We start from the raw sequence: 12,759 nt of genomic DNA, 5'->3' as shown, positions 1-12,759 counted from the left end.
CAACGCACATGCAACTTGCAGTATAATAGGTATAGTGAGATAAAACTAAAACGTATAACTCGACTTTAATAAATACTGGACAGGCTCACTTCTTTTATTATTATCTGATAACCAAAAACCACGACTGGCTTCCAAATCAAATTGTATACTTTTATAATACAATGCCAGGCCCGCACTCAGGCCAACATTACTTTGCCAACCTTGCTTACTGCCATGTGATAAAACACGGCCACTATCAACACCCACTCTTGGTATTACTGTCGTTTCTCCCAACCAAAAATAACGCGACAACGTATTCTTTAGATACCAACCACTATCACCAGACAGCGTTTCACCGCTAAATCCACGTAAAGCATTACGATCAGTTAGACTTAACCGTTCTGAAGCCATCAGTGGTTTTCGACTATATTCTCCAACTAATGAACTATTGATCTGATAAGGTGAGTCAAATAGATGAAAACGTCTATTTAAGTTAATTATCATTTTACTCTTGGTAAAATCACGGTTCTGAGCATATTTATTGTTAGAAAAATCTAACCACGGCAACCCTTTCTCAACAGAAAAATTAAAATTCATCGAGCCATTAGGTATAATATGAAAGTGATTAACCCCTAGTTCTAGTGATGTAAACTGATAACTATTAACGTTTACTTTAGTATCATTAATAAATGAATTCCCTTTTTTATGCTTTAAAGTTGAACTTAGCGTGTTAATTTGCCGACTATTTCTATAAAACATAAAATCAGTTTCAAAACTGTATTGCTGCACTCCTCCACTAAATTTTATAATTCTCGTCGTCGGTTTGTCATAACGCCTATATTGCATATCACTGATTGCCGTACTAAAAGTAAAATCTCCATAAGGCACTGAATAAAATAATGAATACTCTTGTTTATAGCGTTTTTTAGCGTTTTCCAATGTGCGACTAACATTAAAATTAACGAAATCAGACCAGCCTAATGGGCTGTCCCAAGACAAGGAAGTATTTGCTTTCCATTCATCTGTCTTTTTATAACCATAATTATTAACTGACGCGGTTACACTCCAGGGTTTAGCATCTATATTATTAACCCTGATAATAGACATTCCTTCTACACTACCCGGCAACACATCTAACTTCACTTTATTTGAGCGTAATCGGTTAGCTTGATCGATCGCTTGTTCTATATTAGAGAGTTTTAGTGGCTTACCCTCTACATTGGGGAAAAGAAATTTATGATTAACCCTTCTATCTCCCCCCTCTATACGCTCGACTACCCCTTCATTTATATTTAACCCCAATTCACCTTTGCTATTCCGTGGTAAGAAACTGACACGAGCAGCAACATAACCTTTAGTCAAATAGGTATTGGTTATATTTCTTGCCAACTGGTTAGCATCATATATAGTTATACATCTGTCTGGCGAATACTCAGGAGTTTCAAATTGATCATCGATAAACAGCATATTTCCACGGAAATAAAAACCAGTAATGTTTAGACATTTATCTTCCACTACTAATGTATTTTCAGATGCATGGTTTTGGTGAAAATTATTGCTATATGTTGATGATTCATTTAACTCATTAGCATATAGGCCGTGGCTAAATATAAAAATATAAATAGAAAAATATTTCCACATAATTGTGAACCTCACTAATAAGATTATTCAAGCTAAGGCGCCTCAGCCATTAAAATGCCACCTGTCAAACAAACATGATCTGTTTAAAGTAAAAAACTCTAAGGTGAACTACTTAGATTCAAAATACACAACAGGCATGTACGGGAAACAATACGATAAGCATTTTAAATGTAGACTAATGATTATTAATCAAATGATGTATTATTCTATTTTTTATTTATATAAATACAGTTATATTATTTGTTTTTTATATATCGAAACGAACCATCAAGGTAAAATGATCGGATAATAATCGTGATTGATTTGATCATTGGTCTAATGATTATCTATTTGATTTATCTGTCAGACGATTTTTCAAGAAGAATATGGCAATGCACAATTGAGTGGTGCCAATAAAAAATTAGACAACAATTTCAAATGGTTAATAAGATTTTTTGTGCGGGAGCAACCTCAGAATTGGCAATAGCAACAGTAAATGATCGCTTTCTGCCTAAAATGCAGAAAAAACCTCACTGCTTCTTTATCTATCAATGGCACCGATGTGGTGCCATTTTTCATGGACTTAGTGCTGAAATCGAGCCATGCGTAGTTAACGGATAATCCCACGCGCAGAGCGAGAGAAAAAAGATTTATAAGGCTGAAGTATTTGCCATTCTCTGGCCAAAACCTCAATGTCCTGACTGACATCCGCCACCAACTTACCGGTATGATAAATAAGCTGATAGGCGTTTTGAACCGCCTGGCAATCATCACTGTTCAACCAGTCGCCCCCCATTCCTGCTGCTCGGATACCCACCGGTACGGCGCGATTACCGCCCGCAATCACATAAGGGGGGATATCCTGCACCACGCAGGCACTTTCATTGACCAAGGCATGGGTGCCAATAACACAAAACTGGTGCACAGCACTGGCCGCGCAGATAATGGCAAAATTATCGACCTCTACATGTCCGGCTAATCCCACATTCGACGCCAATAAGCAGTGGTTACCGATAATGCAGTCATGGCCAATATGCACATGATTCATCAGACTATTGTCATTACCGATACGTGTTATACCCTGTCCTTGAACCGTGCCACGGTGTATCGTGACATTTTGCTGAATCAAATTGCGGTCGCCAATGATAACCTGGGTAGGCTCACCCTGGTACTTAAGATCCTGATTAACCTCTCCAATAGAGGAAAATTGTCCAATATTATTGTCACATCCAAGCTCGGTAATACCATTAATTACAATATGCGATTTAAGCACCGTGCCGGAACCAATAGTGACTTGAGAACCAATGTAACAAAAGTGACCAATCTGTACATTCGCACCAATCACCGCACCCTTCTCAATAATTGCAGAAGCCGAAACTATCGCGGTGTTATCAATCAAGCTATTTAACTCTCCAGATGGAGGACTCACATTACTACTTTGTGGGTAACTTCAGCGTCGACTAAGGACTAATCCATCCAGTGGTTTAATCAAATTTACAGCCATAAATGGTCATACAACGAAAAAAGGCCACCATAAGGCAGCCTCATTTTAATTCGATTATAAACTAGTTAAGCTGTGGTATGGGTACAAATGTACTGATTAGCCTGCTCACCATCAACCACCGCCAAACGGATTGGCAGCGCGGAAATATTGAGAGACGCAATAACTTGTTCCTGGCTGTTGGCATTTTGGAATATTAACGCCTCGCCCTGACCTTCTGGATTAACTTTTACAAACTGGAACACTGATTTATCAATGGTCAATTGCTGATTCGGGCCGTCTAACACTGCGGTCAGGCTGCCTCCTTCTTTCAATTTACAATCAAGATTTATCAATGAGGCCCCAGCGGCCTGAACCTGGTGCGAAATGCTACCTAAAGTAGCAGATATGCCGATGATAACAGCGGCCAACGTTGAATATTTCATTTTATTAAGTTTCTTGGTTAAATTTCGGCGTTAGTATGCCATATCTGGCGTCTGAATAAGCATCTGTTGTCTGACAGGCTTCAATATAAATTACATATATATCAATGGTTATCTGGCCCACTGCGGTTTATTCAAAATGTGGTCTTGCCAGTCGATAACCTCGCTCTCACGTACGGCAATATGGCGTACCGAGATCCGCTCACCGTGCATCGCAGATTTTGAACCGGCTAACAGTGGATGCCAACTCGCCAGGCCACGCCCCTCGCCCACCATCCGATAAGCACAGGTGGGTGGCAACCACTCAAACGTTACCAAATTCTCTCGGGTTAACTTGATGCAGTCTTCTTCTAATTCAAAGCGGCGCTCATAATTACGGCACTGGCAGGTTTTGAGATTGAGCTGATCACAGGCCACATTGGTGAAATAGATTTCATCCGTGTCCTCATCAATCAGTTTATTCAAACAACATTGACCGCATCCGTCGCACAGTGATTCCCATTCACTATCTGACATTTCAGCGAGTGTTTTTTGTTGCCAAAAAGGAAGTTGTGACATATCGGTATCCGGTGTGAATAAATGAGCGGGTCGTTATAGACGCTTTGGCGGTCAGATGCAAGTGTTGCCGCCCAGCCTAATGGCATAAGCGGCAGCGATGCTCTTAGATTATGCGGGTACTCAGCGTTTTACCATTTAGCATAACTTTCAGCATATCGCCTGATTTCATCGGCCCGACGCCCTGTGGAGTGCCCGTCAGAATGATATCGCCAGCACGCAAAGTAAAGAAACGGCTGATGTAACTGATTAGCGGAATAATGGGGGTGATCATATCACGCGTGTTGCCTTGCTGACGGACCTCATCGTTAATGATAAGCGATAAGTCAGCCTGTTGCGCATCACCAAACTCCGCCACCGGTATAAAACCGGAAATCGGGCAAGAACCGTCAAATGCTTTCGATTTCTCCCACGGCTGACCGGCCTTTTTCAAGCCAGATTGCAGCTCACGCAGTGTCAAATCCAATGCTACACCGTAACCGGCGATTGCGCGTGCCACTCGGTCTTCACTGGCTTGTTTTAACGGAGTACCGATCAAAACGGCCAATTCTACTTCATGGTGTACCTCACCGAACTCTTTCGGGATCGATACCGGCTGGCGGATATCGCATAGCGCTGTTTCAGGTTTAATAAACAGCACCGGTTCAGCTGACACAGTACTCCCCATCTCTTTAATATGTTCGGCATAGTTACTGCCAACGCAAACCACTTTACTCACTGGAAAATCCAGCAAAGCCCCTTGCCAGTCTCTATGTTGATACATACTGCCTCTCCTGAATTAACATCCTGTCTGAATTTACATCTTGATTGGCTCTGGCCGCAGCGACACAACCAAGCCATACCACGATTAGGTGTTCGCAGACATTATTGACTTACGCTATCTGCCATCATACCAATACTGATAGCGAAATAGTAAGAACGGTTCCAGTGCATAATGGTACGAAAATTATCATAAACCAGAAACGCCCGTCCTTGCACATCATCAGGTACGATGACCCAAGCCCGTAGATCTGAGTTGGCAAAGTTACCGCCGGGTATCGCCATTACCCCGAGTTGCTGCCATTGGGCGACGCTTTTGGCTTGGCTGTCTTTTAAGCCCGCCAGCTTAATATCAAATCCTTCAGGCAGCGTCGCTTCCTGGCCCCAATCAACACCCGGTTTCCAACCTTCAGTAGACAGATAGTTAGCTGTAGAAGCAAAGACATCATCGATATTATTCCAAATATCAATTTCCCCATCGCCATCCCCGTCAGCGCCATAGGTCAGGAAAGAGCTAGGCATAAATTGGCTCTGCCCCATCGCACCAGCCCATGATCCTTTCAACTCGGGGTCATCAACTTTGCCTTGCTGAATGATTTGCAATGCAGCTATCAGCTCTTTAGTGAAGAATGCCTCACGCCGTCCTTCAAATGCCATGGTTGATAAGGCAGAGATGACATCCTCTTTACCTTGAAACTTGCCAAACCCACTTTCCATGCCCCACAGCGCCACGATGTAACGCTCAGGCACACCATAGCGCGCAGTAACTTGTGATAACTGAGGCTGATAGCGCTGATAAATCTCTTTACCTTGCGCGACTTTCGCCTCAGTCAGAACTCTGGTCAGGTAGTCATCCAGTGTGACTTTCTTTTCTAACTGATTGCGGTCTGACTGGATGACTCGGTCAACAAAATGAATATTGGCAAACGCTTTATCAAGCGTAGCCTCGCTGATCCCCTTTGCACGAGCTTGGGCCTTTAATTGTTCGACATAAGCAGGAAACTGCGCCGGATCGCGCCCTTGCTGAGATAATGTCATTTTAGTACTGCTCTTGGCCGCAGCCGGTGGTGAATTCAGCATAGTTTGTGGCGCGGTTGCTGGTGTTGGGGCCGCAATCGGGGCCGCAGCATTTTTATTGGCACATCCCACTGAGATGAGCGTCACCAGAGCAACTGCAATCATTGACAATTTCATCGACGCATTCCTGTGTAAAACAACAACCAGAGAGGAAGCTGGAAATATAAAATCAACCGGGGCTGATACATGGACATCCACCTTAGGGTTGTGATGGATGCCATCACGCTAGGCAGTTTTGATGAAAATCAACGTTATACGTTAGTATCGCCCAAGTGCATTTTCAACAAACTTTCGAGTGGCGGTGGGACTTGCAGATAAAAACCCTGCTCAATGAGTGCACTTTTTACCTTCTCGACATCCGCTGTTGCCAACGTTTTGCGTTCATTTAATGAAAGCAGCATCGCAAATTGTGGCTTGCCAAAACTGGTAAGTAATTCAGCCGGCACCCTGGAAAAATCATCTTTCTTTTCAATATATAGGTAGGTTTGATCCCGTTTCGGGCTTCTATAGATAGCACACAGCATGTTCTGGACTCTATTTGATGAATTCAATAATGAGACTGTATATACCCTAAATAATTCGAATTACAAGAAGGCGGCCAACGCACATGCAGCTTGAAGTATGACGGGTATAGTTAGCATAGTATTATAACACGCTAGCCTGGCTCAGATGCCTGGGATATCAATAGATATTGATGCCTATGCTGCTAGCACAGGGATCAGATACCGCATATTGACGTTTATCATTTTCGGCGCGCCGAGGTGGGTAATGTTCTTGCTGTTGGCATTTAGCCTGCTTGTCGTTTTCCCGTTTTGCCGCTTCGGCATCTATCCGCGCTTTCTCCTCATCCAATTGCTTTTGCCATGACTCAGCACTTGGCGCCACCGATCCAAGCGCCTTACGTTTTTCAAGATAATCGGTGGGAACCTTACTGTCTTTTGGGATTTCGGCGTGATAGCCAAAGTCAGCCCATGTAGTAAATGCAACAGGTAAAGCCATAACACAGATAAATGATAGTGGGATGAAATTCCTTTTCATCGTTGATGTCCCTCAGATGGATTGATGCAGAAACCGCAAAATATCACAAAATGATTATCATTCTCAACATAGAATCATTAAAAATAGCACTGATTAGTGCCATTTATCACTCAGCTTTAATTATCCATGCCAGCGGCAATGTGGTGATACACAGATTACTGGGTGAGATTTCTCTGAAATAATAGTGTGAGGTATTTCACTAAGTCGATAATAACCACACTCAATATCTCTATTTCATCATCTTGAAAGTGATAATAATGGTGAGTCATTACTCTATTTTATAAAAAACAACTTCATCTGATAAAAAAATGACCCATCTCTGATTAAAAATGGCCACTTTTATGGGCGACGTCAAACCCGCCATCAGCATGTTTGTTTGTTGAAAAAATACACAATTTAACGGTGGGAGTGATAACCACCAAATATAGGCAGGTCAGGGCTAGCGAATAAGCGGAAGTTATGCTGTAATTTCTTGTCAGATTGAAGACATTATGACCTTAAGATTTCAATATATTGATACGGATAGATTTATCTTTATATTACCTATAACATGCTTGGGAACATCAGAATATTGTACCCCGAGTGGTATTTTGGGGATTAAACGTAGCTGAAACTGAGTCAGGATAGATGTCACAATCGCCAATTGAGTTAAAAGGCAGTAGTTTTACCCTATCGGTCGTTCATTTACACGATTCACGACCGGAGGTAATCCGTCAGGCATTGCAGGAAAAGGTGGATCAAGCCCCCGCTTTCCTGAAAAACGCCCCTGTTGTGATTAACGTTGCAACGTTACCAAACGGTGCTAACTGGAAAGATCTCCAACAGGCTGTCACTTCAGCAGGTCTGCGTATTGTTGGCATCAGTGGTTGTCAGGATGAGCGTCAAAAACGGGCGATAGCACGTGCAGGTTTGCCGTTATTGAGTGAGGGTAAAGGCCAGAAAATGGCACCCGAGCCGGTTATCAGCCCGCCGGAAAACGCCCCGACCAAGACACGTATCATCAACACACCTGTCCGTTCCGGCCAACAGATTTATGCCCGTAATTGCGATTTGATTGTTATCAGCAGTGTCAGTGCCGGTGCTGAATTAATTGCCGACGGCAATATTCATATCTATGGAATGATGCGAGGCCGTGCGCTAGCAGGTGCATCCGGGGATGCCCAATGCCAGATTTTTTGCACACATTTAGGCGCTGAGCTCGTCTCTATCGCGGGGCAGTACTGGTTAAGTGACCAGATCCCGCGTGAGTATTTTGGTCAGGCCGCACGTCTGCATCTGCTGGATAACGCATTAACTATACAACCTTTAAATTAAGCCCTTTTGACAAGGAATCCATTTCATGGCACGCATTATTGTTGTTACATCGGGTAAAGGGGGCGTTGGCAAGACCACATCAAGCGCGGCTATCGCAACCGGCTTGGCCCAAAAAGGTAAAAAAACCGTCGTTATCGATTTCGATATCGGCCTACGGAATCTAGACTTGATCATGGGATGTGAGCGCCGGGTAGTTTATGATTTTGTTAATGTGATTCAAGGTGATGCCACTTTGAACCAAGCATTAATAAAAGATAAGCGTACAGATAATCTGTATATCCTGCCTGCTTCTCAGACGCGCGACAAAGACGCCCTGACCAAAGAGGGTGTTGAAAAGATTTTAAACGATCTTGGCGATATGAATTTCGAGTTTGTGGTATGCGACTCCCCTGCGGGTATCGAAAGCGGTGCTTTGATGGCGCTCTATTTTGCTGACGAAGCCGTTATTACCACTAACCCTGAAGTCTCCTCGGTTCGTGACTCTGACCGCATCCTCGGGATACTGTCCTCCAAGTCGCGTCGCGCAGAGAATGGCCAGGATCCAATTAAAGAACATCTGCTGTTGACCCGCTACAATCCTGGGCGTGTTAATCGCGGCGATATGCTTAGCATGGAAGATGTCCTCGACATTCTGAGGATCCCACTGGTTGGCGTTATTCCAGAAGATCAATCTGTATTGCGCGCCTCGAACCAAGGCGAGCCAGTGATTCTGGACAAAGAGTCAGATGCCGGTAAAGCTTATGACGATACCGTTGACCGTTTGCTAGGAGAAGAACGCCCCTTCCGCTTCATCGAAGAAGAGAAGAAGGGCTTCCTGAAACGCCTTTTTGGGGGATAAACCATGGCTTTGTTAGACTTTTTTCTGTCCCGCAAAAAACCGACAGCCAATATAGCCAAGGAACGGCTGCAAATTATCGTCGCTGAGCGTCGTCGTGGGGACAGTGAGCCCCATTATTTGCCTGACTTGAAACGCGATATTTTGGCGGTTATTTGTAAATATATACAGATCGATCCTGAAATGCTGCATGTGCAATTCGAGCAGAAAGGGGATGATATTTCGGTACTTGAACTTAACGTGACATTACCGGAAACGGAAGAAACGCCTAAATGATTTCTTCGCAATAACTACCCCCTGTATTTATTTACAGGGGGTACTTTCATTTAGTTAACTGTATATATATCCAGCCTATTGTGCTATTCGATATATCTATCACTGAAACAAGAAAAATCTTAATCTCTATTTCAATTAGTCATAAAGTACTTATGAATTAAAATTGAAACACCCAGAGTGAAGCCCACCCCACTCTGAATATCGATTAATACTGTTGCAAAATCTCAGCCAATTCCGTAGACAACAAATCGCCCCGCCAGCCACTTAATAATTCAGGCTGAGTGTCAGTTGATTTTAGTTTCCAATGCCAACTGAGTAATTGGTTTATTTGACGACGTGACGCCAGTAACTCACTACTCAGTCCACTACGTTCACTGACTGACTGGATCAACGCTTTAATATCTTTAAAGACTTTCTTGTAGCCGGGTTGGTCGATCAGATTAGCTACCGGTTGCGGGAGCTGCTCTTCCGGTACAGCATTCCCCTCAGCCACCAGCGCCAACAAGGTACGCCCGTGATAGCGAATCTCCTGTCCACTCAGGCCAAGGGAATCTAACTCACCCAGCGAGGTTGGCTGATAACGGGCGACTTGCCACAGATTCTCTTCACGCACGACAAAGTTAACCGCCAGATCACGCTCACGCGCCTGACGCAAGCGCCATGCCGCCAGCTTCTGCAAACATGCCAACTGATGGCCACGTAACTGCCAGGCATTGGTTATCTCACGGTAGGCCAGCTCAGGGTCAAGTGTTTCACTGCGACGGCGACACAGCAGTTGGCATTCATCTATCGCTGCATCCATTCGCCCAGCAGCCTCGGTGGCTTCCACTAATTTAGCTGCCAAAGGTAATAGATAGAAAACATCAGCGGCGGCATAATCACACTGTTTTTCACTGAGTGGACGGGCAATCCAGTCGGTACGTGATTCACTTTTATCTAGCTCAACACCTTCAAACTCATTTACCAGCATGGCAAAACCGCAAGACAGGGTTCGACCAGAAAATGCCGCCAATACCTGAGTATCAATCATCGGCGTTGGCATCCGGCTAAAGGCATTTAAGAACACCTCGAGATCTTCGCTACCAGCATGCAGATATTTCACCACATTCAAATCTTGCAGTAGCTCACTGAAAGGTTGCCATTCAGTGATGGGCAAGGGGTCTATGAGTGAAAGTTGTTCACCGTCATACAGTTGAATCAGGCCCAACTGAGGATAGTAGGTGCGCGTTCTGACAAATTCCGTATCCAGCGCGACATGAGCATGTGTCCGGGCTTGTTCGCAGACCTGCTGCAACGCACTATTGGTCGTGATCAACTGATAATTCAAAACGTGATTCTCTTGGTCGTTAGTCTATGACAAACACAACAACGCCGGCGATGACCGGCGTTGTTGATGATGATTGAGTGACGCCGTTAAGTTAGGCTGCGTCTTGGTTGCTACCTTTAGCCTTAACTTGTTCGTCACGCAGTTCCCTACGTAAAATTTTGCCGACATTGGATTTCGGCAACTCGTCGCGGAACTCTACTATTTTCGGTACTTTATACCCTGTAAGGTAGCGGCGGCAATGGGTTAGCAGCTCTTCAGGTGTCAGTGAGGCATCTTTTTTCACGACAAACAGTTTTACCGTCTCGCCAGAGACCTCATTAGGCACGCCAACCGCAGCAGATTCCAGCACTTTCGGATGTAACGCTACCACATCTTCAATCTCATTGGGGTAGACGTTGAAACCAGAGACCAAAATCATATCTTTTTTACGATCAACGATACGTAAAAAACCTTGTTCATCAAGGGTTGCGATATCGCCAGTTGCCAGCCAACCGTCTTTCAGTACTTCATCCGTCGCTTCTGGCCGCTGCCAGTAGCCTAACATAACTTGTGGACCACGCACCCATAGTTCACCCGGTTCGCCCAATCCAACGTCTTTACCCTCATCATCCACCAGCCGAACATCGGTAGAAGGGACAGGCAGACCAATGCTGCCACTGTAGTGTTTCAAATCATAAGGATTACCCGTCACTAACGGCGAACACTCGGTCAAACCATAACCTTCCAGCAGATGTTTCCCGGTCAGTTTTTCCCATCGTTCAGCAACCGCTTTCTGCACTGGCATACCGCCCCCCACAGAAAGGCGCAGTGTGGAGAAATCTAACTTGGTGAACTCTTCATTATTCAACAAAGCATTAAATAACGTATTTACACCCGTCATGGCGGTGAATGGATAACGACTTAGCTCTTTTACCATTCCCGAAATATCACGCGGATTGGTTATCAATAAACTGCGCCCACCTAACTCAATAAACAGCAGGCAGTTCATGGTTAAAGCAAATATGTGATAGAGGGGGAGTGCCGTGACCACCAGCTCGTGGCCGGGTTGCAGCAAAGGTGCATAAGCCGCTTTCGCCTGCTCCAGGTTCGACTGCATATTGCGGTGTGTCAGCATTGCGCCTTTCGCCACCCCCGTCGTACCTCCGGTATATTGCAAAAATGCCAGGTCAGTATTGATAATATCCGGCTTAACATATTGCAGACGTCGACCTTTTTGCAGCGCAGTGCGAAACGAGATAGCATCGGGTAGATAATATTTCGGTACCAGTCGCTTGATGTATTTCACCACGAAATTAACCAGCGTCCCTTTGGCCGTCGACAACTGATCACCCATGCGGGTTAAGATGACATGTTTAACCTGGGTTTTAAAAACGATCTTTTCCAGCGTGTGAGCAAAGTTGGAGACAATAACGATTGCCACAGCTCCGCTGTCATTCAGTTGATGCTCTAACTCGCGCGGGGTATACAGCGGGTTAACATTCACCACCACCATACCCGCACGCAAAATACCAAACAAAGCTATGGGATATTGCAGCAGGTTGGGCATCATCAAGGCCACACGGTCACCTTTTTGTAACCCTAAACCTTGCTGTAGATAGGCGGCGAAAGCACGGCTACGCTCTTCCAACTTACGGAAGGTCATCACCTCCCCCATATTGATGAACGCAGGTTGGTCCGCATAACGCAGTGCGGCGTTCTCAAACATTTCCACCAAAGAAGAATAGCGATCCGGGTCAATCTCTGCGGGGACATCTGCCGGATAACGCTTTAGCCATACTTTTTCCAAGGTAGCACTCCTGAAATTATTATTGATCGCCAGAGTAAGACGCAAATTCACATCAGAACTTTAACAATATTTTAACTCAGCTTACCAGTTTGCTTTCAAACAATTTTGAGGTTGGGATATACGTCACTATTTTCTGGCGCCGGGATCTCAAAAATAACTAAGGCAGCCAATGCCGCCCATTAAAATTCAATAAAATCAAAATATTACAGGCGATCTCTAGCATTTAAAACTATAACCCTTTGATTATAGAATCTTTTATGTTTTATCGAC

Annotated in this window: 13 protein-coding genes; 3 read left to right on the top strand and 10 right to left on the bottom strand. The window is 44.4% G+C overall.

Features of this window, described 5'->3' with window-relative positions; translation table 11 throughout:
• Positions 1 to 45: 45 nt before the first annotated feature.
• From Q2T71_RS09720 to Q2T71_RS09685, 8 genes are all read right to left on the bottom strand, one after another.
• Complete coding sequence (locus tag Q2T71_RS09720) at positions 46 to 1,620, bottom strand: ShlB/FhaC/HecB family hemolysin secretion/activation protein (RefSeq protein WP_372558935.1); 1,575 nt, start codon at positions 1,618 to 1,620, stop codon at positions 46 to 48.
• Positions 1,621 to 2,209: 589 nt separating this feature from the next.
• Positions 2,210 to 2,998, bottom strand: coding sequence for an acyl-ACP--UDP-N-acetylglucosamine O-acyltransferase (lpxA, locus tag Q2T71_RS09715; protein WP_372559894.1), 789 nt, complete (start codon positions 2,996 to 2,998; stop codon positions 2,210 to 2,212).
• Between the two features lie 170 nt (positions 2,999 to 3,168).
• Positions 3,169 to 3,525, bottom strand: a complete 357-nt coding sequence (locus Q2T71_RS09710) for a hypothetical protein (RefSeq protein ID WP_083158982.1) — start codon at positions 3,523 to 3,525, stop codon at positions 3,169 to 3,171.
• Between the two features lie 108 nt (positions 3,526 to 3,633).
• The gene (locus Q2T71_RS09705) at positions 3,634 to 4,080 is read right to left on the bottom strand and encodes a YcgN family cysteine cluster protein (RefSeq protein WP_005190942.1); all 447 of its coding nucleotides are present in this window, start codon (positions 4,078 to 4,080) and stop codon (positions 3,634 to 3,636) included.
• Positions 4,081 to 4,183: 103 nt separating this feature from the next.
• Positions 4,184 to 4,840 (bottom strand): fumarylacetoacetate hydrolase family protein, encoded by a 657-nt coding sequence (locus Q2T71_RS09700; RefSeq protein WP_372558934.1) that lies wholly within the window; start codon positions 4,838 to 4,840, stop codon positions 4,184 to 4,186.
• 101 nt (positions 4,841 to 4,941) lie between these two features.
• On the bottom strand, positions 4,942 to 6,030 hold the full coding sequence (locus Q2T71_RS09695; protein ID WP_372558933.1) for a lytic transglycosylase domain-containing protein: 1,089 nt from the start codon (positions 6,028 to 6,030) through the stop codon (positions 4,942 to 4,944).
• 134 nt (positions 6,031 to 6,164) lie between these two features.
• A complete protein-coding gene (locus tag Q2T71_RS09690) occupies positions 6,165 to 6,437 on the bottom strand; it encodes a YcgL domain-containing protein (protein ID WP_372558932.1) in 273 nt (90 codons plus the stop codon).
• Between the two features lie 157 nt (positions 6,438 to 6,594).
• A complete protein-coding gene (locus Q2T71_RS09685) occupies positions 6,595 to 6,951 on the bottom strand; it encodes a hypothetical protein (RefSeq protein WP_372558931.1) in 357 nt (118 codons plus the stop codon).
• 627 nt (positions 6,952 to 7,578) lie between these two features.
• Here Q2T71_RS09685 and minC point away from each other — a divergent pair.
• From minC to minE, 3 genes are read left to right on the top strand one after another with little or no spacing between them, the layout of a single operon-like run.
• The gene (minC, locus tag Q2T71_RS09680) at positions 7,579 to 8,265 is read left to right on the top strand and encodes a septum site-determining protein MinC (RefSeq protein ID WP_083158986.1); all 687 of its coding nucleotides are present in this window, start codon (positions 7,579 to 7,581) and stop codon (positions 8,263 to 8,265) included.
• A 25-nt stretch (positions 8,266 to 8,290) separates the two neighbouring features.
• A complete protein-coding gene (gene minD, locus Q2T71_RS09675) occupies positions 8,291 to 9,103 on the top strand; it encodes a septum site-determining protein MinD (RefSeq protein WP_005190923.1) in 813 nt (270 codons plus the stop codon).
• Positions 9,104 to 9,106: 3 nt separating this feature from the next.
• Positions 9,107 to 9,376 carry a cell division topological specificity factor MinE gene (gene minE, locus Q2T71_RS09670; protein WP_002211180.1) on the top strand — a complete coding sequence of 90 codons (270 nt, stop codon included), beginning with the start codon at positions 9,107 to 9,109 and terminating at the stop codon, positions 9,374 to 9,376.
• Positions 9,377 to 9,581: 205 nt separating this feature from the next.
• Here the strand turns inward: minE and rnd are convergent, their stop codons facing one another.
• Positions 9,582 to 10,703, bottom strand: coding sequence for a ribonuclease D (gene rnd / locus Q2T71_RS09665; RefSeq protein ID WP_372558930.1), 1,122 nt, complete (start codon positions 10,701 to 10,703; stop codon positions 9,582 to 9,584).
• Positions 10,704 to 10,794: 91 nt separating this feature from the next.
• Positions 10,795 to 12,489, bottom strand: a complete 1,695-nt coding sequence (fadD, locus tag Q2T71_RS09660; protein ID WP_372558929.1) for a long-chain-fatty-acid--CoA ligase FadD — start codon at positions 12,487 to 12,489, stop codon at positions 10,795 to 10,797.
• Positions 12,490 to 12,759: the final 270 nt, after the last annotated feature.

Source organism: Yersinia sp. 1652 StPb PI, assembly GCF_041538345.1.
GTDB lineage: Bacteria > Pseudomonadota > Gammaproteobacteria > Enterobacterales > Enterobacteriaceae > Yersinia > Yersinia enterocolitica_E.
This window is presented reverse-complemented; position numbering and strand designations above follow the sequence as displayed.